Annotated in this window: 18 protein-coding genes, 2 tRNA genes and 1 rRNA gene; 5 read left to right on the forward strand and 16 right to left on the reverse strand. The window is 69.7% G+C overall.

Annotation, left to right across the window (positions count from 1 at the left end):
• Positions 1-114: 114 nt before the first annotated feature.
• Positions 115-1629 (reverse strand): 16S ribosomal RNA (locus O7631_RS31690).
• Positions 1630-2290: 661 nt separating this feature from the next.
• Here O7631_RS31690 and O7631_RS31695 point away from each other — a divergent pair.
• Positions 2291-2515, forward strand: coding sequence for a hypothetical protein (locus tag O7631_RS31695; RefSeq protein ID WP_278147593.1), 225 nt, complete (start codon positions 2291-2293; stop codon positions 2513-2515).
• Positions 2516-2519: 4 nt separating this feature from the next.
• Here the strand turns inward: O7631_RS31695 and O7631_RS31700 are convergent, their stop codons facing one another.
• Positions 2520-3317, reverse strand: coding sequence for a carbon-nitrogen hydrolase family protein (locus O7631_RS31700; protein WP_278147594.1), 798 nt, complete (start codon positions 3315-3317; stop codon positions 2520-2522).
• Between the two features lie 39 nt (positions 3318-3356).
• Positions 3357-4190: a DMT family transporter gene (locus O7631_RS31705; protein WP_278147595.1), complete on the reverse strand. Its 834-nt coding sequence runs from the start codon at positions 4188-4190 to the stop codon at positions 3357-3359.
• A 41-nt stretch (positions 4191-4231) separates the two neighbouring features.
• On the opposite strand from O7631_RS31705, the gene O7631_RS31710 reads away from it, so the two are divergent.
• Positions 4232-4858, forward strand: a complete 627-nt coding sequence (locus O7631_RS31710) for an XRE family transcriptional regulator (protein WP_278147596.1) — start codon at positions 4232-4234, stop codon at positions 4856-4858.
• A gap of 31 nt (positions 4859-4889) precedes the next feature.
• Here O7631_RS31710 and clpX read toward each other — a convergent pair whose 3' ends face one another.
• The 5 genes from clpX to O7631_RS31735 form a co-directional block, all read right to left on the reverse strand.
• On the reverse strand, positions 4890-6185 hold the full coding sequence (gene clpX, locus O7631_RS31715; RefSeq protein WP_088988029.1) for an ATP-dependent Clp protease ATP-binding subunit ClpX: 1296 nt from the start codon (positions 6183-6185) through the stop codon (positions 4890-4892).
• Positions 6186-6396: 211 nt separating this feature from the next.
• Positions 6397-7059: an ATP-dependent Clp protease proteolytic subunit gene (locus O7631_RS31720; RefSeq protein ID WP_088988028.1), complete on the reverse strand. Its 663-nt coding sequence runs from the start codon at positions 7057-7059 to the stop codon at positions 6397-6399.
• A gap of 10 nt (positions 7060-7069) precedes the next feature.
• Entirely contained in the window at positions 7070-7711 is a 642-nt protein-coding gene (locus O7631_RS31725) for an ATP-dependent Clp protease proteolytic subunit (RefSeq protein ID WP_088988027.1), read from the reverse strand.
• Positions 7712-7905: 194 nt separating this feature from the next.
• Positions 7906-9252, reverse strand: coding sequence for a trigger factor (gene tig / locus O7631_RS31730; RefSeq protein ID WP_278147597.1), 1347 nt, complete (start codon positions 9250-9252; stop codon positions 7906-7908).
• 138 nt (positions 9253-9390) lie between these two features.
• Positions 9391-9464 (reverse strand) — tRNA-Pro (locus O7631_RS31735).
• 327 nt (positions 9465-9791) lie between these two features.
• On the opposite strand from O7631_RS31735, the gene O7631_RS31740 reads away from it, so the two are divergent.
• A tRNA-Gly gene (locus tag O7631_RS31740) sits at positions 9792-9865 on the forward strand.
• A gap of 62 nt (positions 9866-9927) precedes the next feature.
• Here the strand turns inward: O7631_RS31740 and O7631_RS31745 are convergent.
• From O7631_RS31745 to O7631_RS31755, 3 genes are all read right to left on the reverse strand, one after another.
• Positions 9928-10722: a hypothetical protein gene (locus O7631_RS31745; RefSeq protein ID WP_278147598.1), complete on the reverse strand. Its 795-nt coding sequence runs from the start codon at positions 10720-10722 to the stop codon at positions 9928-9930.
• 140 nt (positions 10723-10862) lie between these two features.
• Positions 10863-11708, reverse strand: coding sequence for a hypothetical protein (locus O7631_RS31750; RefSeq protein ID WP_278147599.1), 846 nt, complete (start codon positions 11706-11708; stop codon positions 10863-10865).
• Positions 11705-12214, reverse strand: a complete 510-nt coding sequence (locus O7631_RS31755; RefSeq protein WP_278147600.1) for a SigE family RNA polymerase sigma factor — start codon at positions 12212-12214, stop codon at positions 11705-11707. The genes O7631_RS31750 and O7631_RS31755 overlap by 4 nt, the downstream gene beginning before the upstream one ends.
• 216 nt (positions 12215-12430) lie before the next feature.
• On the opposite strand from O7631_RS31755, the gene O7631_RS31760 reads away from it, so the two are divergent.
• Positions 12431-14575 (forward strand): M14 family zinc carboxypeptidase, encoded by a 2145-nt coding sequence (locus tag O7631_RS31760; RefSeq protein WP_278147601.1) that lies wholly within the window; start codon positions 12431-12433, stop codon positions 14573-14575.
• Between the two features lie 181 nt (positions 14576-14756).
• Here O7631_RS31760 and O7631_RS31765 read toward each other — a convergent pair whose 3' ends face one another.
• Entirely contained in the window at positions 14757-15302 is a 546-nt protein-coding gene (locus O7631_RS31765; RefSeq protein WP_278147602.1) for a hypothetical protein, read from the reverse strand.
• A 140-nt stretch (positions 15303-15442) separates the two neighbouring features.
• On the opposite strand from O7631_RS31765, the gene O7631_RS31770 reads away from it, so the two are divergent.
• Positions 15443-15784, forward strand: coding sequence for a hypothetical protein (locus O7631_RS31770; RefSeq protein WP_278147603.1), 342 nt, complete (start codon positions 15443-15445; stop codon positions 15782-15784).
• A 9-nt stretch (positions 15785-15793) separates the two neighbouring features.
• Here O7631_RS31770 and O7631_RS31775 read toward each other — a convergent pair whose 3' ends face one another.
• From O7631_RS31775 to O7631_RS31790, 4 genes are all read right to left on the reverse strand, one after another.
• Positions 15794-16261, reverse strand: a complete 468-nt coding sequence (locus O7631_RS31775) for a ribose-5-phosphate isomerase (protein WP_278147604.1) — start codon at positions 16259-16261, stop codon at positions 15794-15796.
• Positions 16262-16349: 88 nt separating this feature from the next.
• The gene (locus tag O7631_RS31780; RefSeq protein WP_278147605.1) at positions 16350-17549 is read right to left on the reverse strand and encodes a DUF1015 family protein; all 1200 of its coding nucleotides are present in this window, start codon (positions 17547-17549) and stop codon (positions 16350-16352) included.
• 87 nt (positions 17550-17636) lie between these two features.
• Entirely contained in the window at positions 17637-18149 is a 513-nt protein-coding gene (locus tag O7631_RS31785; RefSeq protein ID WP_278147606.1) for a hypothetical protein, read from the reverse strand.
• Between the two features lie 170 nt (positions 18150-18319).
• Entirely contained in the window at positions 18320-18946 is a 627-nt protein-coding gene (locus O7631_RS31790) for a disulfide bond formation protein DsbA (RefSeq protein WP_278147607.1), read from the reverse strand.
• Between the last annotated feature and the right edge of the window lie 59 nt (positions 18947-19005).

The following is a 19005-nucleotide window of genomic DNA, read 5'->3' on the forward strand; positions in this document are numbered from 1 at the left end:
CCGCCGGCCGTTGCCAGGGCAAAACTTGCCAGTGTCTCCGCCATTCGAGCACCCCGACCCAACATTCGTAGGCCGCGGGCTCCTTACCACCTTTCGGTGGAAGGTGCTCCTTAGAAAGGAGGTGATCCAGCCGCACCTTCCGGTACGGCTACCTTGTTACGACTTCGTCCCAATCGCCAGCCCCACCTTCGACGGCTCCCTCCACAAGGGTTGGGCCACCGGCTTCGGGTGTTGCCGACTTTCGTGACGTGACGGGCGGTGTGTACAAGGCCCGGGAACGTATTCACCGCAGCGTTGCTGATCTGCGATTACTAGCGACTCCGACTTCACGGGGTCGAGTTGCAGACCCCGATCCGAACTGAGACCGGCTTTTTGGGATTCGCTCCACCTCACGGTATCGCAGCCCATTGTACCGGCCATTGTAGCATGCGTGAAGCCCTGGACATAAGGGGCATGATGACTTGACGTCATCCCCACCTTCCTCCGAGTTGACCCCGGCAGTCTTCGATGAGTCCCCGCCATAACGCGCTGGCAACATCGAACGAGGGTTGCGCTCGTTGCGGGACTTAACCCAACATCTCACGACACGAGCTGACGACAGCCATGCACCACCTGTGACCGCCCCCGAAGGACCCCCCATCTCTGGAGGTTTTGCGGCCATGTCAAACCCAGGTAAGGTTCTTCGCGTTGCATCGAATTAATCCGCATGCTCCGCCGCTTGTGCGGGCCCCCGTCAATTCCTTTGAGTTTTAGCCTTGCGGCCGTACTCCCCAGGCGGGGCGCTTAATGCGTTAGCTGCGGCACAGGGAACCGGAGAGGCCCCCCACACCTAGCGCCCAACGTTTACAGCGTGGACTACCAGGGTATCTAATCCTGTTCGCTCCCCACGCTTTCGCTCCTCAGCGTCAGTATCGGCCCAGAGACCCGCCTTCGCCACCGGTGTTCCTCCTGATATCTGCGCATTTCACCGCTACACCAGGAATTCCAGTCTCCCCTACCGAACTCTAGCCTGCCCGTATCGACCGCAGGCTTGGGGTTGAGCCCCAAGTTTTCACGGTCGACGCGACAAGCCGCCTACGAGCTCTTTACGCCCAATAAATCCGGACAACGCTCGCACCCTACGTCTTACCGCGGCTGCTGGCACGTAGTTGGCCGGTGCTTCTTCTGCAGGTACCGTCACTCTCGCTTCGTCCCTGCTGAAAGAGGTTTACAACCCGAAGGCCGTCATCCCTCACGCGGCGTCGCTGCATCAGGCTTCCGCCCATTGTGCAATATTCCCCACTGCTGCCTCCCGTAGGAGTCTGGGCCGTGTCTCAGTCCCAGTGTGGCCGGTCGCCCTCTCAGGCCGGCTACCCGTCGTCGCCTTGGTAGGCCATCACCCCACCAACAAGCTGATAGGCCGCGAGCCCATCCCAAGCCGAAAAACTTTCCACCCAACCCCATGCGGGGCCAGGTCCTATTCGGTATTAGCCCCCGTTTCCGAGGGTTATCCCAAAGCTTGGGGCAGGTTGCTCACGTGTTACTCACCCGTTCGCCGCTCGAGTACCCCGAAGGGCCTTTCCGCTCGACTTGCATGTGTTAAGCACGCCGCCAGCGTTCGTCCTGAGCCAGGATCAAACTCTCCAACAAAAAATTAGTTGAACAGCAATCCCGGCAACAAACAAATTGTTGCCAAAGGAATCCCAACCAGCCAAACCAAAGGCCTGACCAGTCCGGGGTATAAATCATAATTGGCACTGGCTTTACAAGCACCCTGTTGAGTTCTCAAAGAACAACCACACACCGACCAGAAGCCCCACACTCAGTGGAACCCCAACCGGGGCAACCGCTCAAACTTACTTGGTCGAACTTTCATTGTCAACCTCATGTTCGAGGCGATCAATGTGGCTCGTCCGATTCCACGATGACGCACGCCGTATCCGGCGGTCGCTACTGTCGTGGGAAGCCGCAGACCGGCCGATCGCCGCTTCGCGGCTCTCCGCCCGGCTCCTACCGGCTTCAGAACTCTACCCGGTCGGCTTCGCGTTCGCAACTCCGTATCCGGAGTGTTCCGCACCGCCCGATCCTCGGTCTCGCTCGGCGTCGCCGCCACGAGCCCGGCGCCCGTTCTCAGCCGGTTTGTCCGGCCTCCCCCGTGCAGAGAGAAAGTTACGCGGACGGCCCGGAGAAGGCAAATCAGGGTTCATCACTGGTTTGGCCGAGCGGCTCACGCGGCCTCGGACGCAGCTCGGGCGACAGGCCCTGGCCAGCCGGGGGACGCAGGCTGCGCCGACGTGCCAGAGTGTCAGGCATGGATGAGTCCGGGCGCGGGGCCAGGGTGTTCGCCGAGGAGGCGCTGCTCGGTCTCCTCCTGCCGTTCTGGCAGGTGGTGATCGGCGCGGTCGTGCTCGTCGTCCTTGTGCTGTCGGTCGGACGGCTCGCCCGGCGGGGCAGGTCCCGGATGACCACGGCGCTGTTGGTCACCGCTGCGGCGATCGTCGGCTTCGCGGTGATCGGCGTCCTGCTGGAGGGCTGAGGCTCTACAGCCGACGGTTCGCCAGGCTGGGCAGCTCGGCCCGGATCGTGGCGAGGCGGTCGAGGTCCAGGTCGACGACCGACACACCAGGGCCGTCCGGTAGCTGCGTGAGGACCGTCCCCCACGGGTCGACCACCATGCTGTGACCGAAGCAGGTACGGCCTGGCTCGTGGTCGCCGGTCTGACCTGCCGCTGCCACGAAGCACTGGTTCTCGATCGCCCGGGCCCGCAGCAGGACCTCCCAGTGGTCCCGCCCGGTGTGCATCATGAATGCCGCCGGCACCACCAGCAGGTGCGCTCCACCATCGGTGGCGAGCAGCCGGTACAGCTCCGGGAAGCGCAGGTCGTAGCAGATCGACAGACCGACCCGCAGACCCTCGACGTCCACCACCACCGGTTGGACCCCGGGCGCGACGGTTGCGGACTCCAGATAGGAGACCCGACCGGGGATCTCGACGTCGTACAGATGGATCTTTCGGTAGCTCGCGGCCAGGCTGCCGGTGCGGTCGAAGACCAGCGACGTGTTCCAGGTGCGCTCCGGGTCGGGACCGGCCTCGTGGAACGAGCCGGCCACCAACCAGATCCCGAGCCGCCGGGCGATTCCGGCGAAGAAGCTGCCGACCTCTCCGTCCACGGGCTCCGGGTCGGGCAACCCGGCGGCCGGGCCGAGGTAGTCGACGTACTCGGGTAGGACGGCCAGGTCGGCGCCACCCGCCGCGGCACGTTCCAGCAGGACCTCCGCGGCGGCCAGGTTGGCCTTGCGGTCGTCCCGGGCGTTCAGCTGGCAGACGGCGACACGCATGAGCACAGGGTACGACCGGAGGGGCCGGCGTGGACAGCGTCAGAGGCTGGCCAACACCAGAGCCCCGGCGGCGAACCCGAGCCCGGCGACCTGGACCGGGCGCAGTCGCTCCCGGTCGACGGCCAACGCCAGCAGGACGGTGCTGGCCGGGTAGAGCGCGGCGATCGCCGCGACGATGCTCAGGTGACCCCGGGCAGCCGCGGCCAGGAACAGCCCGTTGGCGGCACTGTCCAGCAGACCGGCGACCGCCGCCCAACCCAGCACCCGTCGTTCGAGTCGCAGGCGCACGCCGGCGCCGGCGGCCAGCGCGAGGCCGACGGCGATCGAGCTGGCCCGTACCGCCGCCACCGGCCACATCCCGGCGCTCTCGTCGGCCTGGCCGAGGAGGGTGAAGAAGACACCGAAGAGCGCGCCGGCGGCGAGGGCGAGCCCGACGAGGCGTGCCGGGACACCCTTCCCTCCCCCACTCTCCCCCAGGCTGACCAGGGCGATCGCCAGCACCGCGAGACCCGCACCGGCGAGCGCCAGGGCACCGGGGAAGGACGCGGTGAACAGGCCGGCGATGATCGGTACCACGGCGGCGGTGATGGCGGTGACCGGCGCCACGACGGCCATCATCCCGCCCGCGAGGGCTCGGTAGAGCAGCATGACCCCGCCGGCGCCGGCCACCCCGGCGAGCAGACCCCAGGCGATGTCACCTGCGGTCGGGGTGCCGGGCACCGCCACGACGAGGATGACCAGCAGTGGGACGCTCAGGAGTTGGGAGACGACGGTGACGGCGATCGGGTTGGCACGACGGGACGCCTTGCCGCCGGAGAAGTCGGCGATGCCGAACGCGACGGCGGCCACCGTTGCCAGGACAATGGGGAGCATGCCATTGTCGTACCATAATAGTGACCGTGAGGGATAGTTTAATGACCGAGGCGGGAACGGATCGGGTGGGCGCGGTGACCGCCGCGGTGGCCCGACAGGTACGCGACCTACGGGCCGCCCGAGGCTGGTCCTTCGAGGAGTTGGCCGGCCGGTCCGGGGTGAGCAAGGGAATGCTCGTGCAGATCGAGGGCGCGCGCACCAACCCGAGCGTCGGCACGCTGTGCCGGGTCGCGGACGCCTTCGGCGTCAACATCGCCCAACTTCTGGAGCCGGCCGAGGAACAGGCCGTGAAGATCACCTCAGCGGCCCAGGCGCCGGTCCTCTGGCAGGGTGAGCACGGCGGCACCGCCCGCCTGCTGAGCGGCCTGGGCGAGCCGGACCTCGTCGAACTGTGGGACTGGCAGCTCGCGCCGGGCGAGGATCACCGGTCCGCCGACCACCCGCGCGGCACACGGGAGGTGCTGCACGTCCTCACCGGCGCTGTGGTCGTCCGCGTCGACGGCCAGGACCACGGCGTACGGGCCGGGGAGACCATTGAGTTCCACGCCGACCGGGAACACGGCTATCGCAACGACACCACCGAACCGGCTCGGCTGATGATGGTGACCGTCACCCCGTCGGGCGAGTGGGACCGCCGAACGCGATCACGCCGGCCGCGTCAGGACTGAGCGGCCGGCGTGTGGCGTGTGACGGGGAGGATCAGGCCGACTTCTCCTCGCGCTCGCGCCGGGCCCGTCGCCCGGTGAACTCGCGCGGCACGATCGTCGGGTTGACGTTTTCCAGCACGACCTCGCGGGTGATCAGCACCCGGGCGGCGTCCGGGTTGCTCGGCACCTCGTACATCGCGGAGAGCAGGACCTCTTCGATGATGGCCCGCAGACCACGGGCACCGGTGCCCCGCAGCATGGCCTGGTCGGCGATCGCCTCCAACGCCGGCTCGTCGAACTCCAGCTCCACCCCGTCCAGCTCGAACAGGCGCTGATATTGCCGGACCAGCGCGTTGCGCGGCTCGGTGAGGATGCGCACCAGGGCGCTACGGTCCAGGCTGCGCACGTTGGTGATCACCGGGAGCCGGCCGACGAACTCCGGGATCAACCCGAACTTGAGCATGTCTTCCGGCATGACCTGGCTGAAGATGTCATCGGTCGACCGCTCGGACACCGACCGGAGCCGGGCACCGAAGCCGGTGCCGCCCTGCCCGGTGCGGGACTCGATGATCTGATCCAGACCGGCGAACGCACCACCGCAGATGAACAGCACGTTGGTCGTGTCGATCTGGATGAACTCCTGGTGCGGGTGCTTGCGCCCACCCTGCGGTGGCACGTTGGCCACGGTGCCCTCGAGCATCTTGAGCAGCGCCTGCTGCACGCCCTCGCCGGAGACGTCGCGCGTGATCGACGGGTTCTCCGACTTACGGGCGATCTTGTCGACCTCGTCGATGTAGATGATGCCGGTCTCGGCGCGCTTGATGTCGTAGTCCGCGGCCTGGATCAGCTTGAGCAGGATGTTCTCGACGTCCTCGCCCACATAGCCCGCCTCGGTCAGCGCCGTGGCGTCGGCGATGGCGAACGGGACGTTCAACATCCGGGCGAGGGTCTGCGCCAGGTGGGTCTTGCCGCACCCGGTCGGGCCGAGCAGCAGGATGTTGGACTTGGCCAGCTCGACGGCATCACTGCCGGAGCCGGGAGCGTTGGCCGCCTCGGCCTGGATCCGCTTGTAGTGGTTGTAGACCGCCACCGCGAGGGCCTTCTTGGCCTGATCCTGCCCGACGACGTAGTTGTCGAGGAACTGGCAGATCTCCATCGGCTTGGGAAGCTCTTCCCACTTCACCTCGCCGGACTCGGCCAGCTCCTCTTCGATGATCTCGTTGCAGAGATCGATGCACTCGTCGCAGATGTAGACCCCTGGGCCCGCGATGAGCTTCTTGACCTGCTTCTGCGACTTGCCGCAGAAGGAGCATTTCAGTAGGTCGCCGCCGTCACCGATCCGTGCCACCTACGTTCTCCCTGCACTCATCGGCCGGAACCCCGGCCCCTGACCTGCTGACGCTGCGCGCCGCCCGGCTGGTTCACCCCACCGGCCCGACCGGCGAAGCGGTACGGACCCGACGTTACCCGCTGCCGGGGCAATCTCCGACCCCCAAAACGGGTGTGTCAGAGGTCGGCCGGGAACTTCACGCCCCGGCCAACCTCTGACCCGGTACTGCTCAGCTGGCGGCCTGCGCGGCCAGCAAACCCTTCTTGCGGCTGGTCAGGATCGTGTCGACCAGCCCGTACTCCTTGGACTCCTCGGCCGTCATGATCTTGTCACGGTCGATGTCCTTGCGAACCTGCTCGATCGGCCGGTTGCAGTGGCGGGACAGCATGTCCTCCAGCTGCGTCCGCATCCGCAGGATCTCCCGAGCCTGGATCTCGATGTCCGAGCCCTGCCCGTAGCCGCCCTCGGTGGCCGGCTGGTGGATGATGATCCGCGAGTTCGGAAGCGCCATCCGCTTACCCGGGGTGCCCGCCGACAGCAGCACCGCCGCCGCACTGGCGGCCTGCCCGAGGCAGACCGTCTGGATGTCCGGACGGACGTACTGCATGGTGTCGTAGATCGCCGTCATGGCGGTGAACGAGCCACCCGGCGAGTTGATGTACATGATGATGTCGCGGTCCGGGTCGGTGCCCTCGAGCGTCAGCAGCTGGGCCATCACGTCGTTGGCCGACGCATCGTCCACCTGGACGCCGAGGAAGATGATCCGGTCCTCGAAGAGCTTGTTGTACGGGTTGGACTCCTTGACCCCGTACGACGTGCGCTCCACGAACGACGGCAACACATAACGGTTGTGCACGGCCGCGAACTGGGGCGGCAGGCTCAGATCAGTCATCGTCAGCTCCTCAGCTCAGGGTCCCGGCGCCATCCGGAACCTGAGCGGCCCCGATGATCACCTTGTCGATGAAGCCGTAGTCCATGGCCTCCTGGGCGGTGAACCAACGGTCCCGGTCCGAGTCCGCCTCGATCTGCGACTGGTCTTGGCCGGTGTGGTGCGCGACCCGCTCCTGGAACATCCGCTTCGTGTAGAGCATCTGCTCCGCCTGGATGGCGATGTCGGACGCCGTGCCGCCCAGGCCGCCGGACGGCTGGTGCATCATGATCCGGGCGTGCGGCAGGGCGTAACGCTTGCCCTTGGTGCCCGCGCAGAGCAGCAGCTGGCCCATCGAGGCCGCCATGCCCATCGCCACGGTCGACACGTCGTTGTCGATGAACTGCATGGTGTCGTAGATCGCCATGCCGGAGTAGACCGAGCCACCCGGCGAGTTGATCCACAGGTTGATGTCGCGGTCCGGGTCCTCCGCGGCGAGCAGCAGCAGCTGCGCGCAGATGCGGTTGGCGACCTGGTCGGTCACCTCACTGCCCAGGAAGATGATGCGTTCCTTGAGCAACCGGTTGTAGACCGAGTCGTCGAGGTTGCCAATGGAGTCGCCACCGCGCGCGTCAATCGCCCGGAGCGACTTCTTGGGGATGTGCATGTCGGTCATGGCAGCCCTTCGCTCTCCGTACCGTCTTTCCCGACACTAACCGGTGTGCGGGGCGGCAGAGTCCCGGTCGGGGCACTGTTCGCTCTCAGCGCAGCTGTGTCGGGCACACCCGCGGCGCGGGCTCCCGGCGTACCCGGGGAAAGGATTCGGCCGCCGTCCACCGCACAGCGGCGGACGGCGGCCGCACCCGACGATCAGTGCTGGTGGTTGTGCTCGGCCTCGTTGGCGGCGCGCAGCGCGTCAAGGGTGATGCCGTTGCCGGCCGCGTCCTTGATCGTGATCCGCTCCATGACGGACGCGAGCGCCTTGCCCCGCCGCACGTCGCCGAAGACGGCGGCGGCCGCGCCGGAGCGCACCAGCTGGTCGTAGTACTGCTGCGGGGCCATGCCGGCGCGCTGCGCCCGGTGCACGATCTCGTGCCCGAACTCGTCGTCGGAGACCTGCACGTCCTCGGCGTCGGCCAGCGTGTCCAGCAGGAGCTGGACCTTGACGCCCTCGGTCGCCGCCTCGGTCAGCTCGGCGTCGATCTGCTCCTCGGTCTTGTCCTCGGCCGCGAGGTACTCCTCCATCGAGGCGCCGATCCGCTCCAGCTGGTCGACCATCGCCTGCTTGCGGCTCTCGACCTCCTCGCGGACGACACCCTCCGGGGCCGGGATCTCGGCGGCCTCGACCAGCTGCGCCAGGGCCTTGTCCCGAGCGGCGTAGATCTGCTCGACCTGCTTGCCCTGGGTGACCCGCGAACGCAGGTCGCCGCGCAGCTCCTCGATCGTGTCGAACTCGCTCGCCATCTGGGCGAACTCGTCGTTCAGCTCGGGCAGCTCCTTCTCCTTGACCGTGCGCACGGTCACCGCCACCTCGGCGTCGCGACCGGCGAAGTCGCCGCCGACCAGCTGGGTGGTGAAGGTGGTGTCGTCGCCGGCGGCGAGGCCGACCACTGCCTCGTCGAGGCCCGGGAGGAGCTGCTTGCTGCCCACCTCGTGGGAGATGTTGCTGGCCTGGCCGCCCGGCACGTCCTCGCCGTCGACGGTGGCGTTGAGGTCGATCTGGACGTAGTCACCCTCGGCGGCGGCCCGCTCGACCGTCTTGAGGGTGGCGAACCGCTCCCGCAGGTTCTTCACCTGCTCGTCGATCTCGCTCTCGTCGATCTGCAGCTCGTCGACGACCACCTCGATGGTCGACGCGTCCGGGATGGTGATCTCCGGGCGAACGTCGACCTCGGCGGTGAAGTTCAGCGAGTCACCGTCGTTGAACTCGGTGATCTCGACCTCGGGGCGCCCCAGCGTCTTGAGGTCGTGCTCACGCACCGCGGCGAGGATGTTCTCCGGGATGGCCTCCTGGACCGCCTCGTTGAGGACGGTGCCCCGGCCGACCCGCTGGTCGATCACGGCGGTCGGCACCTTGCCCCGGCGGAAGCCCGGAACCTGGACCTGCGAACCGATCTCCCGGTACGCCTTCTTGAGGCTCGGCTCGAGCTCGACGAACGGCACCTCGATGGCGAGCCGCACGCGCGTCGGGCTCAGAGTCTCGACGGTGCTCTTCACAGGCGTACTCCTTGACGGATCTCAGTTGAGTCTGGGCGTGATTCAGCCCATCGAGTGTAGGCGAGCCGGCCTGACGCTCCGGCATCGCCCGGGGACCGCACTGGGCGGCACCCGGGTCGGCCCGGCCGCGGACGACAGTCGGGGTGGCGGGATTTGAACCCACGGCCCCTCGCTCCCAAAGCGAGTGCGCTACCAAGCTGCGCCACACCCCGTGGCGACGAGCAGTCTATGCCGTCGTCGCGCCCCAGGCGGTGCCGGGGCATCCGCCACCCGGACAGATCTCCCGAAAGGGCGCAGACCGCCCACTTGTGAACCGCACGCTGCCGCGCTGCGGGTTGATCCACTCCGTGTCGGCGAAGTCGGGGTATCCCGGGCGCTCGGATACCGCGATATCGGCGAACCCGAGTGGATCAAGACGGCGCCGTCGCCGATGGGCGGGCCTCACGACGTGCCCGGGCACCGCGAGGCGGTGGCGCGGTTACGCGTCGGGCTTCGACATTGGGTACGATGTGGGTGCACCTTGTTTCGGCGAGGCGCACGCGGGCGTAGCTCAATGGTAGAGCTTCAGTCTTCCAAACTGACTACGCGAGTTCGATTCTCGTCGCCCGCTCCAACGGCCACCGACCCAGGTCGGAGGCTTCATCCCCGGCCCCTGGCCGGTCGACCACTCCCCTGTCACGTGGTGCTTACGGGTGGGCCGACCCCGTCCGGAGCGACTGCCGACGGGGCTGCGGTATCCGGCTGCCTGCGTCGTCGCACGCCGATGATCAACACGGCCAGCACTGTCGCGAGCGACAGCGGCCACAGCAGTGGCGCAAGTGCCCGCCAGAGAGGCCAGACCGGGTCGGCGAGCCCGTGCGAGGCGAGGCCCTGGCAGGTGAGCAGAGTGCCCGGCAGCAGGGCGACGGTCAGCAGTGTGCGCGTCACCCGGGGTACGGGTGGACGTCGTCGCGCCACCCACCAGAACAGCGCCGCGCCGGCGGTTGCGCCGAGCAGGGCGCCGGCAAGGGCGGTGGCGAGGAAACCGTCCGGCGCGGCCGGGGCGATGGTCAGCGTCGAGACGGTGTCGCGGTGGCTGAGCGTGACGTTCAGTCCGTCCGCCTCGGTGCGCCATCCGTCGCACGGGCCGCCCGAGACCCGGTGCAGGGTCGGCCACCCCTTCGCCGCGGCGTTGCTGCGCAGTTGATCGGAGAGCGCGCAGTCGGCGCGGGGGATGCCGTACTGGAATGTCGCGCGCGACGAACCGAAGTCGTCCGGAGCGAGGAAAACGCCGTACCCGAAGCCGCGTTCGAACCGCATGCCGGCCGACTCGGCCTGCGGGAGAAGCTCCGCCGCGATACCCGTCGCCCGTTCGAAGCTGAGCGGCACGGTGCCCCGACCGCCGTACCAGGAGCCGAGAGCGAGACCCGGCGTGCCCAGCAGCACCGCGCCGAGCAACACCATGGCAACGCCCCGCAGCCGACGCCGCACTGGCCCTCCTCTGGCTCGGTGCAGCTGAGCGTAGTCCCCGTGGCCCACGAACGGGTGCCCGTCAACCGGGACGACGAAGGCCCAGGTGGACCGCGTGGTCGCGGCACCTGGGCCCACCCGGTGCGGCCGGGATCACCGTGTCACTTCAGGTGGAACCGCTCGTCGATCGCGAGGGCCGCCAGTTGCGGCACGGAGAACGGCAGCTTCGTCAGCCCTGGCCGAAGCTCGTCGAGCGTCTTGCCCTGCGCCACGTACACCACCACGCCATCCGGGTGCCGGTACGCCGACCACTGGTCCAGCCGCTCGTCCCTGCCGGGTCGAACCACCACGCCGACCTGCGCCGCTCCTACTGTCTCGACCTGACATTCGCCCTCCATGCCCCAGAACGTCTGGGCCAGGGCACACGGTTCGGTGGGCAGTTCGCGGGCGCCCGCCTCGTGCACCTCGACGATGACACGCCCGGTGGCCTCGCCCTGCGCCACGGCCACGGAGGTCATGTAACTCCACCTGTCGACACCGTTCACAGTGTCCTCGAACTGCGCCTGGTGCGTCCGCAGGGTCCGCTGGTCGTAGAGGGTGTTCGGCGGGTCGTCCGGGGTGCTGTAGCCGGCGGGCACGATCGCGACGACATCTCGGAGCAGTTTGGCCCCCTGGTCGTACCTGGTGCCGGCCCGTGCCGTCCGGTCCTCCTGGGGTCGACCGTCGGGACCGGTCGGCCACGGCTTCGCGGTGTCGCCCGACGCATCCGGCGCGACCTGCGGACCAGGACCCGCGGGTTGGTAGACACGGCCGTCCGGTGTGGCGACGGCGGCGAAGCCGGTGACCGCCAACACGACGGCCGCAGTCCCGACCGACGCCCACACCGCACGGTGGCGGACGTTCGCCCGCCGGGCCACGCCAAGCGTGGCTGCCGTACTCAATGGTGGTGGCGGGGTGAGGCTCGCCATCTCCCCGCGCAACCCCGCGCGCAACTCGTCCTCGTTCATCGCTCCCCCATACCGATCTCGTTGTAGGTGGGTGCCAGGAGGCCACGCAACGTGTCGAGACCGCGTGCCGCCTGGCTCTTCACCGTCCCCGGAGAGCACTCCAGCAACGCCGCGACGTCCTCGACCGACAGGTCCTCCCAATAGCGGAGGACCAGCACGGCACGTTGGCGTGGTGCCACGCGGGCCAGTGCCTGGAGCAGCAGCAGCCGGCTCTCCGGTGCGTCCGGCGGGGCCACCTGCTCGGCGTCCTCGCCTACCACCCGTTCGCGCCGCCACCAGCCACGCCGTCGCTCGTCGAGGAATGTGCGGACCAGGATCTGGCGCACGTAGCTGTCAAGCACCTCGTGCCGGGAGATCCGGTTCCAGACCCGGTAGAGCTTGACGAACGCGGTCTGGACCAGGTCCTCGGCACGGTGCCAGTCGCCGCACAGCAGGTACGCGGTGCCGCGCATGGCACCGGACCGAGCCGCGAAGTACTCGGCGAACGCCGTGTCGCGATCGCTCATTCAGGCCTCCGATCCCCGTTTCGAGGTAGTCACGCGGGGTCGGGCGCAGCGGGTTGCTCCAGAACTCGCACTCGTTTCAGGGGAGTCAACGACCGACTGCCGCGTTCAGCAGCTCGGAGCGGGTCAAGCCTGGGGTGCGGCAGGCACAACCTTGACAGGTGTCGATCTATGGACTGGTGTGAGGACCAGAGACATCGACATCCGTCAGGAGGGCACATGATCGTCCGACGACGGTGGACAGCTGCCGCCAGCACAGTAATCCTGTTCAGCGCAGTGCTGTCCCACCCCGCACCGGGAACCGCGGCACCAGCCGACCCCGCCCCACAGATCACACTGAGCGCCACCGAAACCGCAGTGGTCCGGGTGCAGCTACGCGATCAGGCGCAGCTCGACCGGCTGGTCGCCACCGGCGCGGACCTGGCCAACCGGCCCCGCACGCGGGACGGGCGGATCCTCGCCGACCTCGTGCTGAACGGCGCACAACTCGCCGACCTGACCGCACAGGGCGCCACGGCCGTGCAGATCGTGCAGCGTGCCGGGGACGGCAGCCGGAACTACGCCGAGAGCGTCCGCGCGGCGCAGGCCCGCACCGCCACCGGACTGCGCGCTCCGGCCGGCCAGCGCACCGCCACCAACACCGACACCCTCCACGTCCAGCAGGCGTACTGGTGGACCACGACCGGCCAGACGTTCCTCCAGGCGCAGGTGGCCACCACCGCCACCGACGACCCGGACGTGGAGATCACCGTCAGCTGGCGGACGGCGGACGGGGCGACCGGCTCGTTCCCGCTCTACCGCTTCGAGGACTCCGGTGAGTACCAGTACCACTACGCGCTCCCCCAGCCGGTGCCCGGTCGACCGGTGCAGCTGACCGCCACCTCCAGCCTCGGCGGGGTCAGTCGGGCGATCACGCCGACGCTCTGGCCCAACGCCGCCCCGCCACCGCTGCCGACCGGCTACCAGAAGGACTTCATCGACGCGTACCTGACGCCGGTGGACATCCAGTCACGGATCAAGCGGCTGGCCCGCCAGTACCGGGACCTGGTCGACGTGATCGACCTGCCGAACAAAACCCAGGGCTACCGACGCACCGCCGCCGCGTACCTCGGTGACCCGACCGTCGCCGCCGTGGTCGTGGACTCGGTGCGCTTCGGCGACCAGGGCATGAACGGTGTGCAGGTACGCACCGTCGACCCGGGTCGTCCGAACCGACCGCTGACCGTCGGTTACCGCGACCGCGTCCTGACCGTGTCGCTGGCCACCGATACCGGGGGCAAGACGGTGAGCACCACCGACGAGGTCGCCGCGGCGATCAACGCGCGCCAACCGGACCGGTTCCGGGCCACCGTCGAGGACGGCTCGACCGGGCTGCCGATGCCCGTCGCCGGGCCGGTCCGACTCGACGACGGTCTGCAGGGCACCGAGGTGCCGGCCCGGCCGTGGACGGTGCAGGCGCTGCGCCTCGGCGTACACCGCGACGGCTCCCGGGTGGGTGTGCTCGCGTACTCCCAGGAGCATGCCCGGGAGTGGGCCACCCCGCTGGTGACGTTGGAGTTCGCCGAGCGGATGCTGGCCAACGCCCGGACCGACCCGGCCACCCGTGAGTTGCTGGAGCAGGTCGACATCTTCGTCATCCCGACGGTCAACCCCGACGGCGCGAACTACTCGTTCAACGACTACAACTTCCAGCGCAAGAACCTGGTCAACCACTGCACCGGGCCGGCCCGCGACCCGAAGAACCGCACGTCGTGGGGCGTCGACATCAACCGCAACTACACGGTCGGCTCGTACTTCGACGGCTACGTCGGCGCCAGCGCCAACTGTCTGTCCGGCAACTACGCGGGCACGGCCGAGCTGTCCGAGGCGGAGAGCCGCAACGTGATCGCGCTCGCGCAGGACCACCCGAACATCAAGTTCGCGATGAACGTGCACTCCTACGGCGGGTACTTCATGTGGCCGCCGGGGGCGTACCGGGCCGACGGCCGGGTCACACTGCCCCGACCGTCGATCGACGAGTCGACGCTGTTCCTCGACAGCGCCCGGCGGATCGTCGGCGCCATCGCCCAGGAGCGCGGCACCGTCACCTGGCCGTCCCAGACCGGGCCGGTGGCCGACGTGCTCTACTCCGCCGCCGGCAACTCGGCCGACCAGCTCTACTACGAGTTGGGCATCTTCGCCTGGGACTTCGAGGTCGGCAACGACCGGTGGAACCCGGCCACCGGCCAGTGGGAGGGCGTCGGCTTCCAACCGCCGTTCGACGAGGCGCACGGCGAGTCGCAGGAGTACGCCGGCGGGCTTGTCGAGATGGTGCGGGTGGCCCGCGACTACGCCGATGCCGAGGGACACGGCGGCACCCACTGACCGCCGCACCGGCGGCGGCCCGAACGGGGTATCAGACGGACCGGCCGGCCACGGATGAACCGTGGCCGGCCGGGTAAGCACCGACACTGCCTGGTGGGGAGACGACCGACGTCGCGGGGTGCCGCGACCGGGCGTACGGGCGGGTCGGCCCTCGGGTCGACCCGCCCGTACGCGCTCCGGATCAGTTCGAGGAGATCCAGTTCCAGGCGGAGACGACCCACGCCGTCTGCTGGAGCCAGGCCACGCCGAGGCCGGCGAGGAACACCGCGGTCGCCAGGTGCGCCCCTCGGGCGCTGCGCCGGACCCGACCCATCTGCCGTTCCAGCACCACCCGGCCGACCAACCGCGACAGGGAGAACAGGCCGACGGCCACCAGCCCGCTGAGCACCAGCACCAGCAGCGGGCCGCTGAGGTCACCCTGGCCGGAGAGCGCCCAGATCCCCCAGCAGACGAACGCGAAGAGCCCGGCCGCCGCACTCCACTCACCGCCGCGACGCAGCTGCGCCATCCGGGAGCTCAGCGACTGGCGAGGGACCGGCCCACCGGGCCAGCCGGTGCCGGTCGGCTCCTGCTCGACCACCGGGAACGGCTCGGTCCGCGGGGTGCGCGGCTGACCGACCGGCGCCACGCCGCGGCGGAACCCGTCCCGCTGCTGCGGCACCCCGACACCGGCCTGCGGCGGCACCTCCACGGTCCGCTCCGCCCACGGCTGCGTCTGGTCTGCCATCTTGTCCTCCCCCTGACCGACGGCATCACCACCGCCTGATTCCGAGGGTAGCCACCCGGCAAATCGGTCGCCGACCCCGCCCGAGACACGGGACGGCCCGACGGTGCCGGAACCGACAGCGGGCAGGGTACGGTCGGCTGATGGGTGACCCGGACCGACGGCGGCGACGGCTACGCCACCACCCCGACTCCGACACGGCCGGACGCGGCACGGACACCCCGACGGCAAGCACCGCCGGGGTGCACGACGGGGACGACCCGCCGCCGCGCCGCAGGGGCCCGGGCGGCGACGAGCGTGACGGCGAGCGAGGGCTACGCGGGCTGGTCGGGTCCGGCTCGTCCCAGGTGGGGCTGAGCGCCGCCCTACGAGCCCGGGACGCGGCCCGACCGACCGAGGACGACCTGGCCGAGGCGGAGGCCCGGGTGGTGGTCGTCCGACGTAACTGGGTGCCCCGCGAGGAGTTGCCCCGCTCGCCGCGCTGACCGCCCGGCTCAGGGCAGGTCGGGCAGCTGCCGGGTCTGCTCGTACTCGGCCATCTGGGCGATCCGACGGGCGTGCCGCTCGTTGCCCGAGAACGGCGTGTTCAGGAACGCCTCGACGATGCCGGTGGCCTCGTCCAGCGTGTGCTGCCGGGCGCCGACCGCCACCACGTTGGCGTCGTTGTGCTGGCGGGCCAGCTGAGCGGTCTCCACGCTCCAGGCCAGCGCGGCCCGAACCCCGGCGACCTTGTTCGCGGCGATCTGCTCACCGTTGCCGGACCCGCCGATGACCACGCCGAGGCCCGTCTCGTCGGCCACCACCTGGGTGCCCGTGTGCAGGCAGAACGTCGGGTAGTCGTCGTCCGGGTCGTAGGCGTGCGGCCCGACGTCGATCACCTCGTACCCCTGCTTGGCCAGGTGATTGGCCAGGTGCACCTTCAACTCGAAACCGGCGTGATCGGATCCCAGGTAGACGCGCATACCGGGCAGTCTGTCAGGCCGCGCTCTCCGACGTCGCAGCGGCGGCGTCGGAGAGCCGGGTTCGTCACACGGTCGTGCGGTGGACCACTCAGTGGGGCAGTTCGGCGACGACCAGACCGCCGCGCGCCTTCGGGGTGAACCAGGTGCTCTTGCGCGGCATCTTCTCCCGGGCCAGGTTCACCGCGACGAAGTCCTCCACGGTCACCGGCGCGATCAGGATGGCCAGCTCGGCCCGGCCGGCGTCGACCTCACCGGTGAGCCAGCTCGCCGGGTAGTCACCGCCGACGTAGGTGATCCGCTTGTCGCCCGGGTCCAGACCGAGCGCGTCGCGCAGCAGCAGCCGCTCGACCAGGGCGTGGTCGAGGTTATCCAGACGGGCGGAGGCCGTGGCCGGCAGGCGCACCGCGTACCCCTGGCCGTCGAGGCGGAGGTGCACGGTGCCGCCGCCCGTCGGGACCTCGACCGGGCCGTCGATCGTGTCGACAGCGGCGCCCGCGGCCCGCAGCCGGTCGAGCAGCTCGGCCGGCGTCGTGGTCAGCTCGCTGATCAGCCGGTTGTACGGCTGGATGGCCACCGACGCGGGGGTGGTGACCACGGCCAGGAAGCGGGACAGCCCGCCGGTCTGGGCGGCCAGGCTGCGGTGGTTGCCGTCGGCGACGACCAGCTCTCCGCCACCGGCGAGAGCGGTCAACGCCGTCTGCTCCGGGCCGGGGCCGAGCAACCAGATGGCGTGCGTGCGGCCGGCCTGGTCGGTGTCCGTCGCGGCGGGCGCGCCGGCCGTCTCGGTCGCCGTCGCGAGCGCCGCGTGCAGCTCGTCGCCACGCCCGGTCTGCAGCAGGAGTACGGGTGAGAGCAGGTGACCCAGCGCCTCGGCCAGTGCCACCCGCTCGCGCACCTTGGCGATGAACACGTCCTCGTTACGGATGACCAGGCCCGGCTCGTCGGCCCGGGTGGAGATCTGGTCGGTGTCCACCATCGCGAAGAGCCCGTAGGCGGGCGCCTCGCCCGCTGCGGTGATCCGGTAGAGAACCACCACCTGCTCGGCGGGGGTGTAGCTGCCGTCCGCCTTGGCCTCGGCGAGGCGGGCGACCGCGTCCGGCAGCGCGTCGAGGAACGGCTTTCCCAGGCTCTGCGGAGCGCGGTGCGGCATCTCGATGCCGAGGGCACTGTGCGGGTTCGACTCGATGATCGCGGTGATCTCCGCGTCGTCGGCGAACTCGTCGTAGTTCTGCGCGCCGGTGCCACCAGTGGTGACCCACGCCCGGGAGATCGGATGCACGACCGTCATACCCGTGACGCTACCGGCGACGATGTCGCCGCCGACGGGGACCCGCAGGGCGTCCACCAGATGAAAGCACCAGGCCCGGCGCGGCGGTCAGCCGGCGCGGTCGGACACGCCCCGACGGTGTCGACCCGCGCTCACCGGCCCGTTGTTGCCCCGTCGGACGGTACCGACGGGGCCGCTGTTCACGCTGCGGCGCGGCGAGGCGGGCGGCCCCGGCACGGGACGGTCCGGGGGCGGCGACGGGACGGGCCGCGGGTTCAGCGGCGGCGTCGGCACCGGGCGCGGCGCGGCCGGCGCCGGGGGTGGAGGCGCGGGTTCCGCGGGCGCCGCCAGTGCCGGCAGATCCGGCAGGGCCGGCCGATCCGAGTCGGCGGCCGCCGACAGCGGGTCGGCCGGGGCGGGCGGTGTGAGCCGGGAGGTCACCGGCACCCGGGCCACACCCACCACGATGGGCGGTGCGAGCAGATCGACCAGGTGGGCGGGCAGGTCCGGACGGACCGCCGGCCAGCGGGAGTCGTCGACCGACCAGTAGGCCGCTCCGGAATTGTCGATCACCCCCGGCCGGGTCAGCTGATCGTCACCGGACGCACGGTGCTTGGCCATCGGGATTGCCTCCACGGACTGCGGCTTGCGACCCTGCGGGTCGCTGCGGCGGACATGCAGGCCAACGAGCGCAGCGGTGTCCCGGTGACGGCACGGGCAGGGCCGCGACCCGACACGCCGTGCGGCGTACACGAAGGGCCCCGGTCCGTACCGGGGCCCTTCCGCACCGCTCAGTCGAAGATCGGACCCTCCTCGCGGGTGCGCTTCAGCTCGTAGAAACCGGGCGTGCCGGCGACCAGCAGGACGCCGTCCCAGAGCCGACCGGCGGCCTCCCCCTTCGGGGCCGGGGTGATCACCGGGCCGAAGAACGCGACCGGGCTGCCGTCCGGGCCGGGCGCGTGCACGACCGGGGTGCCGACGTCCTGGCCGACCGGTCGCATGCCGGCCTCGTGGCTGGCCCGCAACGCCTCGTCGAAGTCGGTGCTGTCGGCGGCGTCGGCCAGGGCCGGGTCCAGGCCGGCGTCGGTCAGCGCGGCGACGTAGAGCTCACGCTGCCGCTCCTCCTTGCCGAGGTGGATCCGGGTGCCGAGCGCGGTGTAGAGCGGGCGCAGGGCGTCGTTGCCGTACCGCTGCTCGGCGGCGATGCAGACCCGGACCGGGCCCCAGGCGGTGCGAAGGAACGACTTGTACTCCTCGGGCAGCTCGTCCCGGCCGTCGTTGAGCACAGCGAGGCTCATCACGTGGAAACGGATGTCCACGTCCCGGACCTGCTCGACCTCGAGGAGCCAGCGTGACGTGATCCACGCCCACGGGCAGGCCGGGTCGAACCACATGTCGGCGGTGACGCGATCGGTCACGGTGAGGTCCCTTCTCAACAGGGGCGCCGGCGCTCCGGCGTCTCACCGGAATCTTCACC

Origin of the sequence: Micromonospora sp. WMMD967 (assembly GCF_029626165.1) — a bacterium.
Lineage (GTDB): Bacteria > Actinomycetota > Actinomycetes > Mycobacteriales > Micromonosporaceae > Micromonospora > Micromonospora taraxaci.

Coding starts and splice junctions, on each gene's coding strand:
- O7631_RS31695 (WP_278147593.1), top strand. CDS start 2,291: ATGGATGAGTCCGGGCGCGGGGCCAGGGTGTTCGCCGAGGAGGCGCTG.
- O7631_RS31700 (WP_278147594.1), bottom strand. CDS start 3,317: ATGCGTGTCGCCGTCTGCCAGCTGAACGCCCGGGACGACCGCAAGGCC.
- O7631_RS31705 (WP_278147595.1), bottom strand. CDS start 4,190: ATGCTCCCCATTGTCCTGGCAACGGTGGCCGCCGTCGCGTTCGGCATC.
- O7631_RS31710 (WP_278147596.1), top strand. CDS start 4,232: ATGACCGAGGCGGGAACGGATCGGGTGGGCGCGGTGACCGCCGCGGTG.
- O7631_RS31720 (WP_088988028.1), bottom strand. CDS start 7,059: ATGACTGATCTGAGCCTGCCGCCCCAGTTCGCGGCCGTGCACAACCGT.
- O7631_RS31725 (WP_088988027.1), bottom strand. CDS start 7,711: ATGACCGACATGCACATCCCCAAGAAGTCGCTCCGGGCGATTGACGCG.
- O7631_RS31750 (WP_278147599.1), bottom strand. CDS start 11,708: ATGAACGAGGACGAGTTGCGCGCGGGGTTGCGCGGGGAGATGGCGAGC.
- O7631_RS31755 (WP_278147600.1), bottom strand. CDS start 12,214: ATGAGCGATCGCGACACGGCGTTCGCCGAGTACTTCGCGGCTCGGTCC.
- O7631_RS31760 (WP_278147601.1), top strand. CDS start 12,431: ATGATCGTCCGACGACGGTGGACAGCTGCCGCCAGCACAGTAATCCTG.
- O7631_RS31765 (WP_278147602.1), bottom strand. CDS start 15,302: ATGGCAGACCAGACGCAGCCGTGGGCGGAGCGGACCGTGGAGGTGCCG.
- O7631_RS31770 (WP_278147603.1), top strand. CDS start 15,443: ATGGGTGACCCGGACCGACGGCGGCGACGGCTACGCCACCACCCCGAC.
- O7631_RS31775 (WP_278147604.1), bottom strand. CDS start 16,261: ATGCGCGTCTACCTGGGATCCGATCACGCCGGTTTCGAGTTGAAGGTG.
- O7631_RS31780 (WP_278147605.1), bottom strand. CDS start 17,549: ATGACGGTCGTGCATCCGATCTCCCGGGCGTGGGTCACCACTGGTGGC.
- O7631_RS31785 (WP_278147606.1), bottom strand. CDS start 18,149: ATGGCCAAGCACCGTGCGTCCGGTGACGATCAGCTGACCCGGCCGGGG.